General features: G+C 64.8%; 20 protein-coding genes. 6 read left to right on the top strand and 14 right to left on the bottom strand.

Annotated features, from left to right (window positions below):
* Window positions 1-191, top strand: a 191-nt coding sequence (locus VC352_RS23640) for a hypothetical protein (RefSeq protein WP_322981946.1), incomplete at its 5' end; no start/stop codon positions are given.
* A gap of 12 nt (window positions 192-203) precedes the next feature.
* On the opposite strand, the gene VC352_RS23635 is transcribed toward VC352_RS23640, so the two are convergent.
* The 5 genes from VC352_RS23635 to uvrD form a co-directional block, all read right to left on the bottom strand.
* Window positions 204-1,058: a Tim44 domain-containing protein gene (locus tag VC352_RS23635; protein WP_322981945.1), complete on the bottom strand. Its 855-nt coding sequence runs from the start codon at window positions 1,056-1,058 to the stop codon at window positions 204-206.
* 141 nt (window positions 1,059-1,199) lie between these two features.
* Window positions 1,200-2,282 carry a TRAP transporter substrate-binding protein gene (locus VC352_RS23630; RefSeq protein WP_322981944.1) on the bottom strand — a complete coding sequence of 361 codons (1,083 nt, stop codon included), beginning with the start codon at window positions 2,280-2,282 and terminating at the stop codon, window positions 1,200-1,202.
* 51 nt (window positions 2,283-2,333) lie between these two features.
* Entirely contained in the window at window positions 2,334-3,428 is a 1,095-nt protein-coding gene (locus tag VC352_RS23625) for a TRAP transporter substrate-binding protein (RefSeq protein WP_322981943.1), read from the bottom strand.
* Between the two features lie 25 nt (window positions 3,429-3,453).
* Window positions 3,454-3,891: a hypothetical protein gene (locus VC352_RS23620; protein WP_322981942.1), complete on the bottom strand. Its 438-nt coding sequence runs from the start codon at window positions 3,889-3,891 to the stop codon at window positions 3,454-3,456.
* A 24-nt stretch (window positions 3,892-3,915) separates the two neighbouring features.
* On the bottom strand, window positions 3,916-6,102 hold the full coding sequence (uvrD, locus tag VC352_RS23615; protein WP_322981941.1) for a DNA helicase II: 2,187 nt from the start codon (window positions 6,100-6,102) through the stop codon (window positions 3,916-3,918).
* A 272-nt stretch (window positions 6,103-6,374) separates the two neighbouring features.
* Between uvrD and VC352_RS23610 the strand changes: the two genes are divergently transcribed.
* Together VC352_RS23610 and VC352_RS23605 are read left to right on the top strand one after the other, a co-directional pair.
* Window positions 6,375-9,257 (top strand): putative bifunctional diguanylate cyclase/phosphodiesterase, encoded by a 2,883-nt coding sequence (locus tag VC352_RS23610; protein WP_322981940.1) that lies wholly within the window; start codon window positions 6,375-6,377, stop codon window positions 9,255-9,257.
* A gap of 120 nt (window positions 9,258-9,377) precedes the next feature.
* On the top strand, window positions 9,378-10,037 hold the full coding sequence (locus VC352_RS23605) for a hypothetical protein (RefSeq protein ID WP_322981939.1): 660 nt from the start codon (window positions 9,378-9,380) through the stop codon (window positions 10,035-10,037).
* Between the two features lie 4 nt (window positions 10,038-10,041).
* On the opposite strand, the gene VC352_RS23600 is transcribed toward VC352_RS23605, so the two are convergent.
* On the bottom strand, window positions 10,042-10,467 hold the full coding sequence (locus VC352_RS23600; RefSeq protein ID WP_322981938.1) for a VOC family protein: 426 nt from the start codon (window positions 10,465-10,467) through the stop codon (window positions 10,042-10,044).
* A gap of 142 nt (window positions 10,468-10,609) precedes the next feature.
* On the opposite strand from VC352_RS23600, the gene VC352_RS23595 reads away from it, so the two are divergent.
* Window positions 10,610-11,467 (top strand): LysR substrate-binding domain-containing protein, encoded by an 858-nt coding sequence (locus VC352_RS23595; RefSeq protein ID WP_322981937.1) that lies wholly within the window; start codon window positions 10,610-10,612, stop codon window positions 11,465-11,467.
* A 134-nt stretch (window positions 11,468-11,601) separates the two neighbouring features.
* Here the strand turns inward: VC352_RS23595 and VC352_RS23590 are convergent, their stop codons facing one another.
* From VC352_RS23590 to zur, 7 genes are all read right to left on the bottom strand, one after another.
* On the bottom strand, window positions 11,602-12,372 hold the full coding sequence (locus VC352_RS23590; RefSeq protein WP_322981936.1) for a MetQ/NlpA family ABC transporter substrate-binding protein: 771 nt from the start codon (window positions 12,370-12,372) through the stop codon (window positions 11,602-11,604).
* Between the two features lie 55 nt (window positions 12,373-12,427).
* Window positions 12,428-13,096, bottom strand: a complete 669-nt coding sequence (locus VC352_RS23585; RefSeq protein ID WP_322981935.1) for a methionine ABC transporter permease — start codon at window positions 13,094-13,096, stop codon at window positions 12,428-12,430.
* A complete protein-coding gene (locus VC352_RS23580) occupies window positions 13,096-14,103 on the bottom strand; it encodes a methionine ABC transporter ATP-binding protein (RefSeq protein ID WP_322981934.1) in 1,008 nt (335 codons plus the stop codon). The genes VC352_RS23585 and VC352_RS23580 overlap by 1 nt, the downstream gene beginning before the upstream one ends.
* Before the next feature lie 164 nt (window positions 14,104-14,267).
* Window positions 14,268-14,639, bottom strand: a complete 372-nt coding sequence (locus VC352_RS23575; RefSeq protein WP_322981933.1) for a hypothetical protein — start codon at window positions 14,637-14,639, stop codon at window positions 14,268-14,270.
* Window positions 14,640-14,748: 109 nt separating this feature from the next.
* Window positions 14,749-15,537: a zinc ABC transporter permease subunit ZnuB gene (znuB, locus tag VC352_RS23570; RefSeq protein ID WP_322981932.1), complete on the bottom strand. Its 789-nt coding sequence runs from the start codon at window positions 15,535-15,537 to the stop codon at window positions 14,749-14,751.
* On the bottom strand, window positions 15,537-16,325 hold the full coding sequence (znuC, locus tag VC352_RS23565; protein WP_322981931.1) for a zinc ABC transporter ATP-binding protein ZnuC: 789 nt from the start codon (window positions 16,323-16,325) through the stop codon (window positions 15,537-15,539). Before znuC ends, znuB begins: the two co-directional genes overlap by 1 nt.
* Entirely contained in the window at window positions 16,322-16,807 is a 486-nt protein-coding gene (zur, locus tag VC352_RS23560) for a zinc uptake transcriptional repressor Zur (RefSeq protein ID WP_322981930.1), read from the bottom strand. The genes znuC and zur overlap by 4 nt, the downstream gene beginning before the upstream one ends.
* 66 nt (window positions 16,808-16,873) lie before the next feature.
* Here zur and znuA point away from each other — a divergent pair, with 66 nt between their 5' ends.
* Window positions 16,874-17,806: a zinc ABC transporter substrate-binding protein ZnuA gene (gene znuA, locus VC352_RS23555; protein WP_322981929.1), complete on the top strand. Its 933-nt coding sequence runs from the start codon at window positions 16,874-16,876 to the stop codon at window positions 17,804-17,806.
* Between the two features lie 209 nt (window positions 17,807-18,015).
* Window positions 18,016-19,281: an MFS transporter gene (locus tag VC352_RS23550; RefSeq protein WP_322981928.1), complete on the top strand. Its 1,266-nt coding sequence runs from the start codon at window positions 18,016-18,018 to the stop codon at window positions 19,279-19,281.
* Window positions 19,282-19,413: 132 nt separating this feature from the next.
* Here VC352_RS23550 and VC352_RS23545 read toward each other — a convergent pair whose 3' ends face one another.
* A complete protein-coding gene (locus VC352_RS23545) occupies window positions 19,414-20,061 on the bottom strand; it encodes a hypothetical protein (RefSeq protein WP_322981927.1) in 648 nt (215 codons plus the stop codon).
* Window positions 20,062-20,141: the final 80 nt, after the last annotated feature.

Raw genomic sequence — 20,141 nt, 5'->3', positions numbered from 1 at the left:
CCTCAAGTGACTTGACGCTGGACACGGTTGCTCGCCCGGGAGGGCGAAACCAGAAACATCAGCAAAAACGCGGCAATTCGGAACTGACACCAGAACAACCAACACTGAATTGCCAGTCCGGTATCAAATCCGACGCCCATCACTTCGCAACCGCCATAAAAAACCCCGGGAAGTCCCGGGGTTCTGGATGAAGCGGTACGCGATCAGTTCTGACGGATGCCCGCCACCAGCCAGGGCTGGTTTTCACCCTGGGTGCGCTCCAGGCGCCAGCTTTCGCTGAACGGCTCGCCCTGGTCGAAGCGCGAGGTCTTCGATACACCGCTGAAGGTCAGGGTAGCGATGGTCTTCTCGGCATTGTCATCGACGCCATCGAGCTGCACGTTGAGGTCGTCGATGTAGGTGGACTGGAAGCCATCACCCATTTCGGCGCGCTCGCGCTTGAGGAATTCCAGCAACTGCGGGGTGACGAACTCGGCGATCTTGTCCATCTCGTTCGCGTCCCAGTGCTGCTGCAGGTTCATGAAGTGCTCACGACCAGCGGCCAGGAAGCTCTGCTCGTTGAACCAGGCCGGGGCATTGATCACCGGTGCAGCGGAGGCCAGACGACCGCCGAAGATGTTGCTGCCAGCGGCCGGCGCGTTGTCGGCGGTTGGCATTTCACGCTGGTACGGTGCACCGGCAGCCGCCATTTGCGGCTGCTGACGAGCACGACGTGCAGCCAGGAAGCGGAAGATCAGGAAGGCGATCAGGCCGAAGATCAGCATGTCCATGATCTGCAGGCCCTCGAAGCCGTCACCCATGAACATCGAGGCAAGCAGACCACCAGCGGCCAGGCCGGCCAGCGGGCCGAGCCAGCGCGAGGCGCCGCCGGCAGCCGCAGGTTGGCGACCAGCGGCCGGTGCGGCTGCAGCCGGTTGCGCCGGCGGGGTGGCCTGGCGAGTCTGGTGGCTGGGGGCGGAGCCGAAGGATTTGCCGCCGCCAAAGCGCTTGGCGTGAGCCTCGAAGCTGAAGGTCAGCGCCAGGCAAACGACCATGGCGATACTGAGAAAACGCTGCATCAGGGACTTCTCTCTTATGGGGAACGCTGCGCGGCATCTTGCCCGCCGTACCTGGCCTTGGCCAGGCGCAGAGTGTTTCGGGCTTTTGCTCGGCGCTTTTTGAGGGAGTGGCCTGCCTGGCGGGCAGGCCAAGGATATGGCTCAGCGCCAGTTGTAGAGTTCTTTCTCCGACAGCGCCTGCATCGAGGTGGCCAGCGCCTGGAAGGCCTTCATCGAGGCCCAGATGCGGCCATTGAGGTCGCTCTGCGCGGCCAGCTCGCCCAGTACCTGGTCGGTCTCGTGTTGCATGGCCTGCAGTACCGGATCGGGGAAGCGCTTGAGCAGGGTGCCGCTCTGTTTCAGCTCCTCCAGCGCCTTGGCGTTGTTGAAGACGTAGTCGTCCATCATGTCCAGGGTCGAGGCGCGCGCGGCTTCGGTGACGATGGCTTGCAGATCGGCCGGCAGGGCGTCGAAGGCCTTCTGGTTGATCAGCAATTCCAGCACCGACTGCGGCTCTTGCCAGCCGGGGTAGTAGTAGTACTTGGCGGCTTTTTGCAGGCCGAAGGCCAGGTCATTGTAGGGGCTGACCCAGTCGGTGGCGTCGATGGCGCCGGTCTGCAGCGCGGTGAAGATTTCGCCGCCCGGCAATACCACGGTGGTGGCGCCGAGGCGGCTCCAGACTTCGCCGCCGATACCCGGCATGCGGATCTTCAGGCCCTTGATGTCATCTAGGCTGTTAATTTCCTTGTTGAACCAGCCGCCCATCTGCATGGTGCTGTTGCCGGCGGTCAGCGGCTTGAGGCCAAAGGGCGCATAGGCTTCGTCCCACAGCGCCTGGCCACCGCCATGGCTGAGCCAGGCGTTCATCTCCAGGGTGGAGAGGCCGAACGGCACGGCACCGAAGAACTGCGCGGCCGGCACCTTGCCCTTCCAGTAGTACGGCGTGCCATGGCCCAGCTCGGCGGTGCCACGGGAGACGGCGTCGAACACTTCCAGCGCTGGCACCAGCTCACCGGCGGCGTAAACCTTGACGGTCAGGCGCCCGGCGCTCATGGCGTTGATACGCTCGGCCAGGCGTTCGGCGGCGGTGCCGGTGCCTGGGGCGTTCTTCGGCCAGGTGGTGACCATCTTCCAGTGGAAGGTCTGCGCGGGCGCTGCGGCCTGGTTGGCGGGGGCGGAGTCGTCCTTGCAGCCGATCAGGCCGAGGGCGAGCAGGGGCAGAAGCAACAGAGAGCGAAGGCGCATGGGCAGAATCTCTAAGAAAAACGGGGCCTGTTTCGGCCCCGTTCGGTTGGCTTAACGCCAGTTGTACAGCTCTTTCTCGGTCAGCGACTGCATGGCGCTGGCTTGTTCGAGGAAGGCTTTCTGCGAGGCCCAGATGCGGCCATTGAGGTCGTTCTCGGCGGCCAGGCCGTTGAGCACGACTTCGGATTCCTTGCGCATGGCCTGCAGCACGTCATCCGGCAGGCGCTTGAGCTGCACGCCCTCTTTCTTCAGGGTGTCCAGCGCCTTGGCGTTGTTGAACACGTAGTCGTCCATCATGTCCAGGGTCGCGGCGCGCGCGGCTTCGACGACGATGGCCTGCAGGTCGGCCGGCAGAGCGTCGAAGGCCTTCTGGTTGACCATCGACTCGACCACCGCCTGCGGCTCCTGCCAGCCCGGGTAGTAGTAGAACTTGGCGGCCTTGTGCAGGCCGAAGGCCAGGTCGTTGTAAGGGCCGACCCAGTCGGTCGCATCGATGGCGCCGGTTTGCAGGGAGGTGAAGATCTCGCCACCCGGCAGGTTGACGGTGATCGCCCCGAGTTTGCTCCAGACTTCGCCGCCGAGGCCCGGCATGCGGATCTTCAGGCCCTTGATGTCGTCCAGGCTGTTGATTTCCTTGTTGAACCAGCCGGCCATCTGCATGGTGGTGTTGCCAGCGGACAGCGGTTTGACGCCGTACGGTGCGTAGGTTTCTTCCCACAGCGCCTGGCCGCCGCCGTGGCTGAGCCAGGCGTTCATTTCCAGGGTGGAGAGGCCGAACGGCACGCTGCTGAAGAACTGCGCGGCCGGCACCTTGCCCTTCCAGTAGTAGGGGGTGCCGTGACCCATTTCGGCGGTGCCGCGCGAAACGGCGTCGAACACTTCCAGGGCGGGAACCAGCTCACCGGCGGCGTAGACCTTGACGGTCAGGCGCCCGGCGCTCATGGCATTGATACGCTCGGCCAGGCGCTCGGCAGCGGTGCCCAGGCCGGGGAAGTTCTTCGGCCAGGAGGTGACCATCTTCCAGTGGATGGTTTCTGCCGGCTTGGCAGCGGCTTGTTCGCTGCCGGCCTTGTCGTCCTTGCAGCCAACCAGGCCGACGGCGGCGATCAGTGCCAGGGCGGCGCCGAACAGATTGCGGCGTTTCATGTGAGCTCCTTGTGAATGGGAACGATCAGGGGGTAGGAAGCGTTATCTGATCGAGAACGGATTTATCGTTACTGACGGACATGCTGGAGAAGTACCACTGTCCCTTGAACTTGCGCAGGCGCACACTCATCAGCAGCAGATTGCCGGCGTTATTTTCGAGCAGATAACGTCGACGTTGAAACAGATCTCCAGTCGTTTGATTGGCGATCAGATGTGCCTCGTACAGGCCGTCACTTAACCAGTTGTGCAATATTTCATTGACCGGTGCGCTCTTGAAATCTTGTGCGCCCGGTTCTACGTGAGGTTTCAGAATTTTCGTCAGGCAATCGTTTGCCACTTTCTGTTTCACACAGTTGATATAGCTGGTCTCGAAAGCCTGCAGATCGCTTATGGGCTCACCTGCCCAACTGGTTTGGGCCAGCAGAGCCAGACCCAGTGCAGCCAGCATCTTGCTCATGTTCATTGCGGTCATCCTTGGTTGTGCGGATCAAATGGCTTCCAGCTTGGCGTACGCCAGCATCAGCCATTTACTGCCTTCGTTTTCAAAATTCACCTGCACCCGTGCCTGCGCGCCGGCCCCCTCGAAGTTGAGGATGGTGCCTTCGCCAAACAGGCTGTGCTGCACGCGCTGGCCGAGGCTGAAGGGCGTCTGCGGCACGGCGCTGCCGGCGAACAGGCTGCTGCCACCCATGGAGCTGCTATTCACCGGGCGGCTGACACTGTTGGAGAGGCGCACTTCCTGAATCAGTGGTGCAGGGATTTCACGGACGAAGCGCGACACCTTGTTGTAGGTCTCGCTACCGTAGAGACGCCGGGTTTCGGCGTAGCTGATCACCAGCTTCTGCATGGCACGGGTAATGCCGACATAGGCCAGGCGGCGTTCTTCTTCCAGGCGGCCCGGTTCTTCCAGGCTCATCTTGTGCGGGAACAGACCCTCTTCCATGCCCACCAGGAACACCAGGGGGAATTCCAGGCCCTTGGCGCTGTGCAGGGTCATCAGTTGGATGCTGTCCTCGTTCTCGGCGGCCTGGGTATCCCCGGCCTCCAGCGAGGCGTGGGTGAGGAAGGCCTGCAGCGGGCTCAGCTCGTCGTCTTCGTCGTTCTCGAAGGTGCGCGCGGCGCTGACCAGTTCCTCGAGGTTTTCCACCCGGGCCTGGCCCTTCTCGCCCTTTTCCGCCTCGTGATAGGCGAGCAGGCCGCTCTTTTCGATGACCACCTGGGTCATCTGGTGCAGCGGCATGGCCAGCACCTGCTCGGCCAGGATCTCGATCAGTTCGATAAAGCCCGCCAGCGCGCCGGACGCGCGGCCTGGCAGCACCTTGTTGGCGAGCATCAGGCGAATCGCTTCCCACATGTGCACGTCATGCGCGCGGGCGTATTCCCGGATGGTCTCGATGCTCTTCTCGCCGATGCCGCGCGCCGGCACGTTGATGATGCGCTCCAGTGCCGCGTCGTTGCCGCGCCCGTCGAGCAGGCGCAGGTAGGCCATGGCGTTCTTGATCTCGGCGCGTTCGAAGAAGCGCTGGCCGCCGTATATGCGGTAGGGGATCTTCTCGCGCAGCAGCGCCTCTTCCAGCACCCGCGACTGGGCGTTGGAGCGGTAGAGGATGGCGATTTCGCTGCGCTTGAGGCCGTCCTTGCGCAGGGCGTCCTCGATGCTCTCGACCACGTAGCGTGCTTCGTCGTGCTCGTTGAAGGCGGCGTACAGGCTCAGCGGCTCGCCGTCGCCGACATCGGTGCGCAGCTCCTTGCCGAGGCGCCCGCTGTTGTTGGCGATCAGCGCGTTGGCGGCGTTGAGGATATTGGCCGTGGAGCGGTAGTTCTGCTCCAGGCGGATGATCTCGGCGTCGGCGAAGTCTTGGTCGAACTGCTGGATGTTCTCGATCTTCGCCCCGCGCCAGCCGTAGATCGACTGGTCGTCGTCGCCCACCACCATCAGGCTCTCGCCGCCCTGGGCGAGCATGCGCAACCAGGCGTACTGCACGGCGTTGGTGTCCTGGAATTCGTCGACCAGGATGTGCCGGAAACGCTTCTGATAATGCTGCAGAATGCCGCCGGGGTTGTTGCGCCACAGGTCGAGGGCGCGCAGCAGCAGCTCGGCGAAATCGATCACCCCGGTGCGCGCGCAGGCCGCTTCGTAGGCCTCATAGATGCCGCGCATGGTGGCCAGGAACAGGTCGCCGCTGGCCTGGATGCCTTGCGGGCGAATGCCTTCGTCCTTCTGCCCGTTGATGAACCACTGCGCCTGCTTGGCCGGCCAGCGCTGTTCGTCCAGGCCTAGGTCGCGGATCACCCGCTTGATCAGGCGCTGCTGATCGTCGGAGTCGAGAATCTGGAAGTTCTCCACCAGCCCGGCTTCCTGCCAGTGCGCGCGCAGCAGGCGGTGGGCCAGGCCGTGGAAGGTGCCGACCCACATACCGGCCGGGTTGTGCCCGAGCATGTCCTCGATGCGGTGGCGCATCTCGGCGGCGGCCTTGTTGGTGAAGGTCACCGACAGGATGCTGTGTGGGGACACGTCCAGGCGCTGGATCAGGAAGGCGATGCGGTGCACCAGCACGCGGGTCTTGCCCGAGCCGGCACCGGCCAGCACCAACTGATGCCCAGGCGGGGTGGTCACCGCATGGTGTTGGGCCGGATTGAGGGTGGTGAGCTTGTCGTCGAGGTCATTTTGCATCGCGGCATTCTAGGGGGCCGGGCAGGGGAGGGCAAACCGCCTGGCTGCAAAGAAACCGCCTCGGCGCAAGCGCTCATGGCTGGCCGAAGGCGATCATCTCGCCGTCCGTCGGATGCCGGGCGCAGAACACCATCGAAAGTTAGGGGCCAGCGTAAGAAATTGCCTTCATCTTGGTTGGGCGCAGCGTCTGTCTCGGGTATTCTCCGGCGACGTCAGGGGTCGGCCGGTGAAGCCAGCTCCGCCCCTAGGCAACCATTACAAGAACATCGCCTATGACCGCCACCACTAGCGCTGTACTCCATGAGGTGACGCTGGATCCGCAGCTGGTCGAACGTCAGTTCGCCACGGACATCGCCGTTGAGCGCACCCGCCTGCTCTATCAAGGCTCGCGCCTGCCCACGCTGCTGATGCTGCTGGTCGGCCTGGCCTGCACCTTGCTGATGTGGAGCCAGCAGGAGGCTCCCTTGCTGGCGGCCTGGCTGGGCTGGATGGTGCTGCTCGTGCTGCTGCGCCTGACCCAGGTGAATGCCTTCCACGATGCCCTGCCGAGCCGCCAGGCCGAGCCCTACTGGCATCGCATCTTCCTCTTCGGCGCCGGCGCCTCCGGGCTGACCCTGGCCTTTGCCGTGATCGAGCTGGTGCCAGCGGACGTGTTCTACCAGCAGGCGCTGGTCTACGGCATGATCGCCGCCGCCATTCTCAGCGCCAGTGTCGCCTACGCCGTCAGTCTGTCGGCTTTCCTGTCCTTTGCCTTGCCCTGTCTGGTGCCCTCGGCCGTCTACCTGCTGCTCAGCGAAAACAGCATGCAGCGAGGCTGGGGTTTGCTCGGGGTCATCCTCTTCCTGGCCCTGCTGATCGTCGCCTGGCAGGTCAACCGTCTGGTGCAGCGCAGCCTGTTGCAGCGTTTCCAGAACCAGGCCCTGATTGCCAACCTGGAACAAGCCAAGCGCCAGGCCGAGGGACTCAATGGCGAGCTGGCGCGCGAGGTGGAGCAGCGTCGTCGCGCCGAGCGCGAACTGCGCCGAGCCCATGGCGAGCTGGAAATGCGCGTGGCCGAGCGCACGCTGGAGCTGGACGAGACCACCCACGCCCTGGGCAAGAGCCAGGCGCGCCTGGCCCTGGCGCTGGAGGCCAGCGAGCTGGCGCTGTGGGACTGGGATCTGCAGAGCGATCAGGTGCACCACTCGCACCTGCGCGAGCTGTTCGGGATCGAGCCCGAGCAGGTGCGCGAGATGCTGCGCGACCTCACCCCGCGCCTGCACCCCGATGATCGGCCGGCGCTGCGCCGGGCCCTGGTCGAGCATATGAAGGGGCGCAGCGAGGACTATCACGTCGAGTACCGCGTGCGCCATGCCGACGGCCATTGGGTGTGGATCGAAGACCGTGGTCGCGCGGTCGAGCGTGACGCCAGCGGGCGCGTGCTGCGCATGCTCGGCACGCGGCGCAATGTCAGCGCACGGCGTCAGCAGGAAGAGCAGCAGCGCCTGGCGGCCATGGTCTTCGAGGCGGCCAGCGAAGGCATCTGCATCCTCGACCCGGATTACCGCCTGCTGGCGGTCAACCGCGCCTTCAGCGCCGTGACCGGCTATGGTCGCGACGAGGTGCTGGGGCGCCGTGTCACCAGCCTGATCGGCAGCCGCGAAATGCGCCTGCAATACCAGTCGATCCGCCAGGAGCTGGACAGCACGGGCAGTTGGCAGGGTGAATTGATCGAGACGCGCAAGAGCGGCGAGCTCTATCCGCAATGGTTGCAGCTCAACCAGGTGCGCGACGCTGCCGGCCGGCCCAGCCATATCGTCGGCTTCTTCGCCGACCTCACCGCGCGGCGCGAGGCCGAGGAGCGCCTGCGCTACCTCTCGCACTACGACGACCTCACCGGCCTGGCCAACCGCAGCCTGTTCCGTGAGCGCCTGCACGAGGCCTGCCAGCGCGCGCGGCAGACGGGGCGCAGCATCGCCCTGATGCACATCGACCTGGATCGCTTCAAGCTGCTCAACGACAGCCTCGGCCATGAGGTGGCCGACCAGGTGCTACGGCAGATGAGCCGGCGCCTGACCCAGACCGTGCCGGAAGCCGACTGCATCGCGCGGCTGTCCGGCGACGAATTCGCCATCATCCTCGATGCCTACGGCAGCCTCTCCAGCCTGGCGCGGGTGGCCAGCCGGCTGCTGGCCAAGCTGCGTGTGCCGATGACCGTGGCCGGCGACGAGATGGTGATCAGCGCTTCGCTGGGCATCAGCCTGCTGCCCGATTATGCGCGCGAGATCGGTGCGCTGGTCAGCCAGGCCAACATGGCCGTGCAGCACGCCAAGCACCTGGGCGGTAACACCTTCCAGTTCTTCACCGAGAATCTGCAGGCCTGCACCCTGGAGCGTCTGCAACTGGAGAATCGCCTGCGCAAGGCGATCAATGAAGGCCAACTGGACGTGTTCTACCAGCCCAAGCTGAACCTGCGTGACGACAGCCTCAGCGCCGCCGAGGCGCTGGTGCGCTGGCGCCATCCCGAGCTGGGCATGATCGCGCCCGGCGAGTTCATCGGTCTGGCCGAGGAAACCGGGCTGATCCTGCCCATCGGCGAGTTCGTCCTGCGCCAGGCCTGCCGCCAGGCGCGGCAATGGCAACTGCAGGGGCTGGCCGACATCCGCGTCTCGGTCAACCTGTCGGTGCACCAGTTACGCCAGGGCAACCTGGTCAGCCTGGTGCGCCAGGTGCTGGACGAAACCGGCCTGGCGCCACGCTGCTTGGAGCTGGAGCTGACCGAAAGCCAGATGCTCGACAACGTCGACAGCGTCATCGCCACCTTCCAGCAACTGCGCGATCTGGGCGTGAAGCTGGCGATCGACGACTTCGGCACCGGCTACAGCTCGCTCAGCTACCTCAAGCGCTTCCCGGTGGACTACGTGAAGATCGACCAGACCTTCATCCGCGATCTGTCTCCCGGTGGCGAAGACGCCGCGATCACCCGCGCGATCATCGCCATGGCGCACAGCCTGGAGCTCAAGGTGGTGGCCGAGGGGGTCGAGACCCAGGCGCAGATGGACTACCTCAAGAGCCAGCACTGCGACGAGATCCAGGGGTATCTGATCAGCCGGCCGCTGGCCGCCGAAGACTTTGCCGACATGCTGCGCGCGCAGCTCGACGACGAGTTGCGCTGAGCGGCGTTTCCTCTCTACCCAGCCGGTAGCGGCCAGGCGCCGCAGACCGGCGCAAAGATGGCTGCCCCCTGCTGCGTGACGGATGATGCTGGGGCTCTGGTCGTGAACAGGAGTGTGCCGATGGCCCAAGACCCGTCTCTCAATCTGGCCCAGCGCCTGCTGCTGGCCTCGCAGGGCATCGCCCCGCTGGCGGTGAAGAGCGCGCTGGTGCAGCGTCTAGGCCCCGAGCAGGCGGCGCGCCTGGCGCCTCACTTGCCTCCCGAGCAATTGCGCGAACTGATCCTGGCGCTGCCGGTGGCCTTCGTCGCCCGCACCGTTACCCGGCTCGATCCGCAGCGGGTGTTGCAGACCTACCTGAGCCTGCCGGACGAGTTGCACCTGGCGGTGGCGCGCCAGCTGTGTGCCGACGGCGCCTTCGCCACCGCTGCGCGCTATGCCGAATGCCTGTCGCCGCGGCAGGTGAAGGTGCTGATCTATGGCATCAACGATGTCGACCATGTGCTGCAGATCGCCCGGCATATCCTCGACGTCGGGTTGATCGTGCAGAGCCTGCGAACGTTTTCCACCGCCTACCTGTGCCGGCTGACCGAGGCGGCACTGGCCGACGACAACCTGGCACTCTCCGTACTGGTGCTTGGCGGTCTGCCGCTGGCACGCCAGGCCGATGTCTGCACGGCATTGTCGGAGCCAGCGCGGGGGCAGGTGCTGCCCGCACTGCTGGCAGGCAATGCAGCACTGCGCGAACGCCTGCCCGAGTCGCTGACCGAAGCGCTTGTCTGAGCGGTTACTTGGTAAACAACTGGCCGATGTCCTTGAACGCCTTGAACTCCAGGGCATTGCCGCAGGGGTCGAGCAGGAACAGGGTGGCCTGTTCGCCGACCTGGCCCTTGAAGCGCACGTAGGGCTCGATGACGAACTTCGTTTCACGGCTGCGCAGACGCTCGGCCAGCGCCTCCCAATCGTCCCAGGCGAGCACCACGCCGAAATGCGGCACCGGCACGTCGTGGCCGTCCACCGGATTGCTCACGGCCGCTTCCTGATAGGCCATCTTCGGCGCCTCGTGGATCACCAACTGGTGGCCGAAGAAATCGAAATCCACCCAATGCTCGCTGCTGCGGCCTTCGGCGCAGCCGAACACCTCGCCATAGAAATGCCGCGCGGCAGCCAGGTCGTACACGGGAATCGCCAGGTGAAAGGGAGCAAGGGCCATCACGGATTACCTCTGTTGTTATGAGTAGGGCGGGTGCAACCCGCCAAAGATGTTCAGTGCATCAGCCTATCAACAGAGAAATTGCTGAAAAGCGAATATCCTTGCTCGCAATCTCAAATAATTCTTATCAATCGAGGCGCTGATGCTGCGCGAGCTAAAAACCTTCATCACCGTTGCCCGTCTCGGCACCTTCGCCGCTGCGGGCCAACAGATCGGCCTGACCCAATCCGCCGTCAGTGCGCAGATGCGTGTGCTCGAGCAGCATCTCGGCATGCGCCTGTTCGACCGCAGTGGCCGCGCCGCCGTGCTCAACGCGGCCGGTCGCCATGCCCTGCCGCTGGCCGAACAGATGCTCGCGCTCTATGCACAGATGGCGCTGCCGCAGGCTGCCGATCAGTGGCAGGGCGAATTGCGCGTCGGTGCCATCGCCACCCTGCAGACCGGTTTGCTCGCCGAGGCGCTGCCGCGCTTTCGCCAACTGGCGCCGCAGGTGGAGTTGAAGCTGGTGCCAGGCGTGTCGCTGCAGCTGTTCAGTCAGCTGGATGCCGGCGAACTGGATCTGGCGCTGCTGATCAAGCCGCCGTTCCCGCTGCCCAAGGAAGTGCTGGAGGTGCCGCTGGCGAGCGAGCCCTTCGTGCTGATCGCGCCGCAGGCTGTCGAAGGCGACGACCCGCTGCGCCTGCTGATCGAGCAACCTTTCGTGCGCTATGACCGCGCTTCGTTCGGTGGGCGGCAGGTCAGTCGCTTCTTGCGTGAACAACGTCTGAACGTGCGCGAAGCGCTGGAGTTGGACGAACTGGAGGCCATCGTGCGCCTAGTGGAGAACGGCATGGGCGTCGCCCTGGTGCCACGCGCCGGTCTCTGGCTGCAAAGGCCGACCCGGCTGCGGGTGATCGAGTTGGGCGAGCTGACCTTCCACCGCGAACTGGTCGCCCTGGTGCGCCGGGCGCAGCGTCAGCCGGCGCTGGATTGCCTGCTGGAGTGTTTGCGGCGCTTGTAGCCCAGATGCAATCCGGGGCGCTGGCGGCGGTGCCAGGTGAACTCTATGGATCGCGGGGGACTGGCCGCTAGGTTCCACACATAAAAATGCCGCGCAGCTTTGCAGCGGCGCGGCATCGGGTACAGCGAGTGCGATCAGAACGCCGGGACGACGGCGCCCTTGTACTTCTCTTCGATGAACTGCTTCACCTCGGCACTGTGCAGGGCCTTGACCAGCTTCTGCACGGCGTCGGCGTCCTTGTTGTCGGCGCGGGTCACCAGAATGTTCACGTACGGCGAGTCGCTGCCTTCGATGGCCAGGGCGTCCTGGGTCGGGTTCAGCTTGGCTTCCAGGGCGTAGTTGGTGTTGATCAGGGCCAGATCGACCTGGCTCAGCACGCGCGGCAGGGTGGCCGCTTCCAGTTCACGCACCTTGATGCCTTTCGGGTTCTCGACGATGTCCTTCGGCGTGGCGAGGATGCCGGCTTCCGGCTTGAGCTTGATCACCCCGGCCTTCTGCAGCAGCAGCAGGGCACGACCGCCGTTAGTGGCGTCGTTGGGGATGGCGACGATGGCGCCTTGCGGCAGGTCGCTCAGGTTCTTGATCTTGCTGGAGTAGGCGCCGAAGGGCTCGACGTGTACGCCGGCAACGCTGACCAGGTTGGTCTTGCGGCTGGCGTTGAACTCGTCCAGGTACGGCTGGTGCTGGAAGAAGTTGGCGTCCAGGTTGCCCTGTTGCACTTGCAGGTTGGGCTGCACGTAATCGGTGAACACGCGCACCTTCAGCTCCACGCCTTCTTTGGCCAGGGCCGGTTTGACGAATTCGAGGATCTCCGCGTGCGGCACCGGAGTGGCAGCGACGTTGAGGGTTTCGGCCTGGGCCGAGAAGGCGGCGAAGGCCGCCAGGGCAGTCAGCAGTTTCTTCATTTCAAGGTTCCTTTTGGGAAGGTTATTGCGGGTCTCGCGGGTAGCGAGTCGCCGCTTATTTGCGGGAAAAGTGTATGACCAGGCGATCACCGGCCATCTGCAGCACCTGCACCAGGATCAGCAGCAGCACCACGGTCACGGCCATAACGTCCGGCTGGTAGCGCTGGTAGCCGTAGCGCACGGCCAGGTCGCCCAGGCCGCCACCGCCAACCAGGCCGCTCATGGCGGTGTAGCCAACCAGGGTGATGGCGGTGACGGTAGTGGCGGCGAGCAGGCCTGGCAGCGCCTCGGGCAGCAGCGCACGGGTGATGATCTGCCAGGTCGTGGCACCCATCGCCTGGGTTGCCTCGATGATGCCGCGCTCCACTTCGCGCAGCGCGGTTTCCACCAGGCGCGCAAAGAACGGCGTGGCACCGACCACCAGCGGCGGGATGGCGCCCGCGACGCCGAGCGAGGTGCCGACCAGCACTTCGGTGACCGGTAGCATCAGGATCAGCAGGATGACGAAGGGCACCGAGCGCACGACATTCACCACCAGCGACAGCACGCCATACAGCACCGATTGCTCGAACATCTGGCGCGGGCCGGTGAGGAACAGCAGCACGCCGAGCGGCAGGCCAAGCAGCACGGTGAATAGCATCGAGCCGAGCAGCATGTTCAGGGTGTCGAGGCTGGCCTGCCAGATTTCCGGCCAGAACACGTTGGGCAGCAGTTGTTCGAGCATCAGCGCAGTACCTCCAGATGCACATCGGCGGCGCCGAAGCGCGCCAGCGCGGCGTCGATGTCGCCACCGGTCAGGGCCAGGGTGAGCTGGCCGTAGGGGGTGTCCTTGATGCGGTCGATGCGCCCGGCGAGGATGCTGTAATCCACGCCAGTCTCGCGGGCCACGGTGCCCAGCAGCGGCGCGTAGGTGGCTTCGCCCTGGAAGGTCAGGCGCAGAATGCGGCCTTCGACATGGGCGAAGTCGTCATGCTGTTCGGCCTCGTCGACGTGCTCGGACTCCTGCACGAAACGCTTCGTGGTCGGGTGCTGAGGGTGCAGAAACACCTCGGCCACCGGGCCTTCTTCGACGATGACGCCGGCGTCCATCACCGCCACGCGGTCGCAGACGCGGCGGATCACGTCCATCTCATGGGTGATCAGCACGATGGTCAGGCCCAGCTCGCGGTTGATCTCGGCCAGCAGTTGCAGCACGGCAGTGGTGGTCTGCGGGTCGAGGGCACTGGTGGCCTCGTCGCACAGCAGGATCTTCGGCCGCGTGCTCAGCGCACGGGCGATGCCGACGCGCTGTTTCTGCCCGCCGGAGAGCTGCGCGGGGTATTTGTTGGCGTGATCCTGCAGGCCGACGCGCGCCAGTAACTCGGCAACGCGTGCGTCGATCTCGGCGCGGCTCAGCTCGCCGGCCAGGCGCAGCGGCATGGCGATGTTGTCGGCGACGGTTTTCGACGACAGCAGGTTGAAGTGCTGGAAGATCATCCCGACTTGCTGGCGGAAGCGGCGCAGGCCGCCCGCATCGAGGGCGGTGACGTCGACACCGTCGATCTCGATGCGCCCGCCGGAGGGTTCTTCCAGGCGGTTGATCAGGCGCAGCAGGGTGCTCTTGCCCGCGCCGGAGTGGCCGATGATGCCGAACACCTGGCCGCTGCCGATCTGCAGTGTGGTGGGCTGCAGTGCCGGAATCTCGCGGCCTGCGACGCGGTAGGCCTTGTGGACGGATTGAAACTGGATCACGCGAACGACCTTTTGGGTGTGTTCAGGGCCGAGTTCTGCGGTTGGCGAAGCGGCCTGTTGGCGCCGGATGGGCGCAAAAGGTCGCTAGTCTACCCGGCACTGTTTAGGCCGAGAAAATCTTTGTTGGCCTATGGTTATTTCAAAATGGCATTAGAAGGCCAGGCTCATTGCCGGGCCTGTTCCAGCGTCTGGCGCACATCGCTGCCCAGCGCGGGGGCATCCGGCAGCAGGCTGCGCGCCTGCCCGATGGCCTTGGCGGCGGCATCCAGATCGCCGCGCTGCAAGGCTTCACGGCCCTGCAGCATGTAGGCATCGGCCAGTTGCCGGCGGTACTGCTGCAGGCGCTCGTCCTGGCCCGCGCGCGGCTCGAGTGCGGCGAGCTGATCACGGGCAACATCCAGCTGCTCCTGCGCGATGCTCTGTTCGATCCGCTGGAATGCTGGGCTCAGGGCATCGGCGCTAGGTTGAGCACTCTGGCAGGCGCTCAGCAACAGCACCAGGCTGAGCGCGAGGCCGCGAAAAACGAACGACTGCATACGTTTACGTCTCGTGTTGTGCAAAAAATGCGCAATCATACCCGGTTGCCGGCGTGATTTCATGCCGCTCGGCGGTGTGGGCTGTTGTACAACCCACGTCCGCGCCGCGTCAGGCGTTGCGCCGGGGCAGGGCGAAGCTGGCGAGGAACAGGCCGGCGGCGCTGACCACGATGGACGGCCCGGCCGGGGTGTCCTGGTACCAGGACAGCGCCAGGCCGCAGCACACCGCGACCAAGCCAAGCAGGCTGGCGCCCACGGCCATCTGCTCCGGCGTGCGTGCGTGGCGCTGGGCGGCAGCGGCGGGGATGATCAGCAGCGAGGTGATCAGCAGCACGCCGACGATCTTCATCGCCACGGCGATCACCACGGCGATCAGCAGCATCAGCGCCAGGCGAATCGCCGCGACCGGCAGGCCTTCGACCCGCGCCAGCTCCTCGTGCACGGTGATCGCCAGCAGTGGCCGCCACAGCCAGGCCAGCAGCGCCAGTACCAACGCGCTGCCGCCGATGATCCAGGCCAGATCGGTGGCGCTGACCGCGAGCAGATCGCCGAACAGGTAGCTCATCAGGTCGATGCGCACGTCATGCATGAAGCTCAAAGCCACCAGGCCCAGCGACAACGTGCTGTGGGCGAGGATGCCGAGCAGGGTGTCGGAGGCCAGCGGTTGGCGCTGCTGCAGGGTGACCAGCAGCACGGCGAGCAGCACGCAGCCGACGGTCACGGTGAGGGTCGGGCTGACGTCGAGCATCAGCCCCAGCGCCACGCCGAGCAGGGCGGCATGGGACAGGGTATCGCCGAAATAGGCCATGCGCCGCCAGACCACGAAGGAGCCGAGCGGGCCGGCTACCAGGGCCAGCGCCAGGCCGGCGAGCAGGGCGTTGAGGAGAAAGTCAGGCATCAGTGTTTACAGTTCGGGCCGTGGACGTGAGCCGGGCCATGAATGGTCAGGCCGGGCTTGACCACGCCGCCATGCAGGTCGTGATCGTGGTCGTGATGGTGGTGATAGACGGCCAGGCTCTTGGCGTCCTGGCCGAACAGTTCGATGAAGGCTGGATCGCCGCTGACCTGCTCCGGGTGGCCGGAGCAGCACACGTGGCGGTTGAGGCAGACCACCTGATCGGTGGCGCTCATGACCAGATGCAGGTCGTGTGAAACCATCAGCACGCCGCAGCCGTGGCGCTCGCGCAGCCGCGAGATCAGCCGGTACAGCTCGGCCTGGCCGGCGACGTCGACACCCTGCACCGGCTCGTCGAGCACCAGCAGTTGCGGCTCGCGCAGCAGGGCCCGGGCCAGCAGTACGCGCTGCATCTCGCCACCGGAAATGCTCTGCAGCGGGCTGTCGATCACCTGCTCGGCACCGACTTCGGCCAGTGCCGCCAGCGCGCGCTTACGATCCACCCCCGGTACCAGACGCAAAAAGCGCAGCACCGACAGCGGCAGGGTAGCGTCGACATGCAGTTTCTGCGGCATATAGCCGATGCGCAGGCGCGGCGTGCGGCGCACATTGCCGCGCTCAGGCTGCAGCAGGCCGAGCACCACGCGCACCAGCGTGGTCTTGCCGGCGCCATTGGGGCCGATCAGGGTGACGATCTCGCCAGGGCGCACGCTCAGTTCCACGTCGTCGAGCACCGTCTGGCCATTGAAGCTGACCGCAATGCCGTCGAGCCGGATCAATGCCTCGCTCATGCCTTTCCCTTGCAGCCTGCGCAGAGGCCAACCACTTCCACGGTCTGGCTTTCCACGGCGAAACCGACGCCGGCTGCACCGTCGACGATGGCCTGGCTGATCGCCGGCTGCTCCAGTTCGGTCGCCGCATGGCACGCCCGGCAGATCAGGAACTGGCCCTGATGCGAATGCTCCGGGTGGCTGCAGCCGACGAAAGCGTTGAGCGAAGCGATGCGGTGCACCAGGCCGTTTTCCAGGAGGAAATCCAGCGCGCGATAGACCGTGGGCGGTGCGGCGCGGCGGCCGTCTTCATCGCTCAATACGCCGAGGATGTCGTAGGCACCGAGCGGCTTGTGGCTGGCCCATACCAGCTCCAGCACACGCTTGCGCAGAGCGGTCAGGCGCAGCCCTTGGCGCGCGCAGATGGCTTCGGCTTCGGCCAGCGCATGGCTGACGCAGCGGGAGTGATCGTGGGGGCGTGCAGCCAGGGGAGTGTCGGTCATGGGCAAGGACGGCGCTGGTAAGAGACGTTATTATGTTACCCGTTCAATCCCGCTTGAGTATGCCCCGTGTCGCGTCTTTTCTGTCTTATTGCCCTGTTTTTCGTTGCCAGCGCCCAGGCCGAGGTGCGTGTTCTGACCAGTATCAAGCCGCTGCAATTGATAGCCGCAGCGGTGCAGGATGGCGTCGGCGAGCCCGAGGTACTGCTGCCGCCCGGCGCTTCGCCACACCATTACGCGCTACGCCCATCCGACGTACGGCGGGTGCGTGATGCTGACCTGCTGTACTGGATCGGCCCGGATATGGAGGCCTTCCTGCCGCGCGTGCTGGGCGGTCGCGACAAACCGCAGGTGGCGGTGCAGGATCTGCCCGGCATGAACCTGCGCCGTTTTGGCGAGGGCCAGGACGAGCACGACCACGACGAGCACGCTCATGAGCACGCCAATACCGACGGGGAACACGACCACGATCATCGCCCCGGCAGCCTGGATGCCCACCTCTGGCTGCTGCCGGCCAATGCACGGGTGATCGCTGCCCGCATGGCCGCCGATCTGAGTCAGCTGGATGCGCCCAACGCACAGCGCTACGCCGCCAACCTGCAGGCTTTCGAACAGCGTCTGGATGCGCTCGACACGCGCATTCGCCCGCAAATGACGGCCCTGCACGGCAAGCCCTACTTCGTCTTCCACGAGGCTTTCGATTACTTCGAGGCCGCCTATGGCCTCAAGCATGCCGGTGTTTTCAGCGTGCTCACCGAAGTACAGCCCGGCGCCCAGCACGTCGCCGCCATGCGTGAGCGCCTGCAACAGGCTGGCCCTAGCTGCGTATTCAGCGAGCCGCCGCTGCGCCCACGCCTGGCCGAAACCCTCACGGCCGGCCTGCCGGTCAAACTGGCCGAACTCGACGCCCTGGGCGGCACCTTGCCGGTCGACGCCAACGGCTACGAACACCTGCTGCAGAACCTTGCCAACGGCCTGAGCGAGTGCCTGAATAGCCTGTAGACGCATTGGAGAGTCCAGCGGCAGACTCTGTGTAGGAGCGAATTCATTCGCGATTGAAGCGCCCCGGATTGCATCCAGAGCACGGGCTGGCCGGGCCTTTGTGGGAGGGGCTTAACCGCTACCCGCCCAGCTACGAACTGTAACCACCGCCTCGTTGCCGCTCGCAGGCGCAAACCACTAGGCTTGCGCTTTTGCCGCGAGCGCTCGCCATGCTGCCCACCGCACCTCGCCTGTCCAACGCCACGCTGGTGCTGCTGGCCTCGCTTTATTGCGCGCAAGGCCTGCCCTCCGGTCTGATCGCCCATTCGCTGCCGGTGCTGCTGCGTCAGCACGGCGTCGACCTGGCGCTGATCGGCCTGCTCAAACTGCTGGCGCTGCCCTGGTTATTGAAAGTGTTCTGGGCGCCCTGGATCGACCGTTTGGCCTCACGGCGTCTGGGCCACCACCGTGGCTGGATCCTGCCGCTACAAGGCGGTGTAATCGCCTGCGTCGCCGTGCTGGCGCTCTTGGCGCCGCAGACCCTGTTCGGCGCCGGCCTGTGGTGGCTACTCGGCCTGTTGCTGCTGATCAATCTGCTGGCCGCCACCCAGGACGTGGCCACCGATGGTCTTACCGTGCGCCTGCTGCCCGAGCGCTGGCGCGGCCTGGGCAACAGCCTGCAGGTGGGCGGCTACAAGGTCGGAATGATCGTCAGCGGCAGCGGCCTGCTGCTGGTGATCGACCCGCTGGGGTGGAACCTGGCGCTGGGTTTGTTGGCTGGCCTGATCCTGCTGATGACCGTGCCTATATGGTTTTTCCCCGAACGCCGCGTCTTGCCCTTCCAACCCATCCAGGCGGAACGCGCCTTCGGCCCGCGTCTGCTGCTCGACCACTATCGCGGCCTGCTGGCGCAGCCCGGCATGCTGTTGTGGCTGGCGGTGGTGCTCACCTTCAAGCTCGGCGACTCGCTGGGCTCGCCGATGATCAAGCCAATGCTGGTGGATCAGGGCTGGAGCACCGCAGCGCTCGGCCAACTGACCCTGATCAGCAGCCTGGCCGGCATTGGCGGCGCCTTGCTTGGCGGCCTGCTCTACGCCCGTATCGGCGTGCTGCGTGCGCTGATCCTGTTCGGCGCCCTGCAGGCCATCGGCATCGCCGCATTGGCCTTGCTGGTAGGGCAGGGCGCCAACACCGGCCTGGTCTATGCCGTGACCCTGTTCGAGCAAGTGGCCGACGGCATGTCCACCGTCGCCCTGTTCGCCGCCATGATGCGCATGTGCCGCCCCGAACACGAAGGCGCCGACTTCACCCTGCAGGCTTCGGCGCAGGTGCTGTTGTCCGGCGTCGTTGGCGCCAGCAGCGGGGTGCTGGCGAAGGTGCTGGGGTATGAGGGGTTGTTCGTTGGGGCAGGCGTGCTGGGGTTGTTGGTACTGCTGATCGTACTGGCGCATGCCCGGCGCGAAGCAGCTAATAAAAGCGTTCGGCTCCGGCCCTGATGCTTTTCGCACCTCGGCAAATTATCTCGATGATGGGGCGTTGCCGGTCGCCCTGGCGGAAGGCTCAACTGGAACTTCATTTCGCCACCTAGGCCGGGTTCTGTCCGTCGGCAACTTTGTGCTCTCTAGCCATTACACCTCTCCGCGTAGACGCCTCTCTCGCTCTTCGCGTTGTTCGCGTCTTCTTGCTGGGCTGAAGGGCGGATCGCCAATGGTAATCATCGGCGGTATGCGGATGTGTTGTGCCGCAGGCAGTTGAGCGACTCTGTTCAAAACGGAATACACCGACTCCGCACTGCGTTTGGTGTTGATTTTCAGGTGAGGCTTTTCGCCGTATGGCACTTTCGTTTTGATGATGTAGCTACGAAACCACGTGGTGCCGTATCGGCCCATATCTCGATAATGGTCAAGAGTCATCAGCTCAGTGATCTCCCGGTAAGGAACGAAAATACTGGCATGGGCTGTCAGGTCTTGCGCTTGGCCGATGGCCAGATGAAGCCCCTCAGCGTCGAAGTGGGCCTCGTAGGTGGTGTCGGGAAATATCCAGTTTGCGATTACCAGCGCAATGAGCGGATATCCCCCCAACAAGCAGAATAATGTGACCGTAAGCCCTGCAACGTCGACCCGCCATGACGCGATAAAAGCCAGAGGAAGTACTAACCAGCCCCATCTCAACACATGGGTCATGAACGTGGCAGAGTGGCGTTCGATCATCGAAACACCACCCGCGTCATCGACGGTGAAAATGCTATCCGGGAAAACCTTTATCAGTGCATTCATAGCGCTATGTGGCCGTGTGAGGTGGGGGCCAGAAAAACGTTGTGACCGCACTGGTTGTGGCTCTGAAATCGGTGATCTCT

Origin of the sequence: Pseudomonas sp. C11, assembly GCF_034683865.1 — a bacterium.
In the GTDB taxonomy this organism is placed as follows: domain Bacteria; phylum Pseudomonadota; class Gammaproteobacteria; order Pseudomonadales; family Pseudomonadaceae; genus Aquipseudomonas.
This window is presented reverse-complemented; position numbering and strand designations above follow the sequence as displayed.

What these genes read in the sequence shown, in the direction of transcription:
- VC352_RS23585 (WP_322981935.1), bottom strand. Translation starts at nt 13,096, where the DNA reads ATGCTCGAACAACTGCTGCCCAACGTGTTCTGGCCGGAAATCTGGCAG.
- VC352_RS23590 (WP_322981936.1), bottom strand. Translation starts at nt 12,372, where the DNA reads ATGAAGAAACTGCTGACTGCCCTGGCGGCCTTCGCCGCCTTCTCGGCC.
- znuB (WP_322981932.1), bottom strand. Translation starts at nt 15,537, where the DNA reads ATGCCTGACTTTCTCCTCAACGCCCTGCTCGCCGGCCTGGCGCTGGCC.
- VC352_RS23605 (WP_322981939.1), top strand. Translation starts at nt 9,378, where the DNA reads ATGGCCCAAGACCCGTCTCTCAATCTGGCCCAGCGCCTGCTGCTGGCC.
- znuC (WP_322981931.1), bottom strand. Translation starts at nt 16,325, where the DNA reads ATGAGCGAGGCATTGATCCGGCTCGACGGCATTGCGGTCAGCTTCAAT.
- VC352_RS23610 (WP_322981940.1), top strand. Translation starts at nt 6,375, where the DNA reads ATGACCGCCACCACTAGCGCTGTACTCCATGAGGTGACGCTGGATCCG.
- VC352_RS23545 (WP_322981927.1), bottom strand. Translation starts at nt 20,061, where the DNA reads ATGAATGCACTGATAAAGGTTTTCCCGGATAGCATTTTCACCGTCGAT.
- VC352_RS23630 (WP_322981944.1), bottom strand. Translation starts at nt 2,282, where the DNA reads ATGCGCCTTCGCTCTCTGTTGCTTCTGCCCCTGCTCGCCCTCGGCCTG.
- VC352_RS23600 (WP_322981938.1), bottom strand. Translation starts at nt 10,467, where the DNA reads ATGGCCCTTGCTCCCTTTCACCTGGCGATTCCCGTGTACGACCTGGCT.
- VC352_RS23620 (WP_322981942.1), bottom strand. Translation starts at nt 3,891, where the DNA reads ATGAACATGAGCAAGATGCTGGCTGCACTGGGTCTGGCTCTGCTGGCC.
- VC352_RS23575 (WP_322981933.1), bottom strand. Translation starts at nt 14,639, where the DNA reads ATGCAGTCGTTCGTTTTTCGCGGCCTCGCGCTCAGCCTGGTGCTGTTG.
- uvrD (WP_322981941.1), bottom strand. Translation starts at nt 6,102, where the DNA reads ATGCAAAATGACCTCGACGACAAGCTCACCACCCTCAATCCGGCCCAA.
- VC352_RS23635 (WP_322981945.1), bottom strand. Translation starts at nt 1,058, where the DNA reads ATGCAGCGTTTTCTCAGTATCGCCATGGTCGTTTGCCTGGCGCTGACC.
- zur (WP_322981930.1), bottom strand. Translation starts at nt 16,807, where the DNA reads ATGACCGACACTCCCCTGGCTGCACGCCCCCACGATCACTCCCGCTGC.
- VC352_RS23550 (WP_322981928.1), top strand. Translation starts at nt 18,016, where the DNA reads ATGCTGCCCACCGCACCTCGCCTGTCCAACGCCACGCTGGTGCTGCTG.
- VC352_RS23625 (WP_322981943.1), bottom strand. Translation starts at nt 3,428, where the DNA reads ATGAAACGCCGCAATCTGTTCGGCGCCGCCCTGGCACTGATCGCCGCC.
- VC352_RS23595 (WP_322981937.1), top strand. Translation starts at nt 10,610, where the DNA reads ATGCTGCGCGAGCTAAAAACCTTCATCACCGTTGCCCGTCTCGGCACC.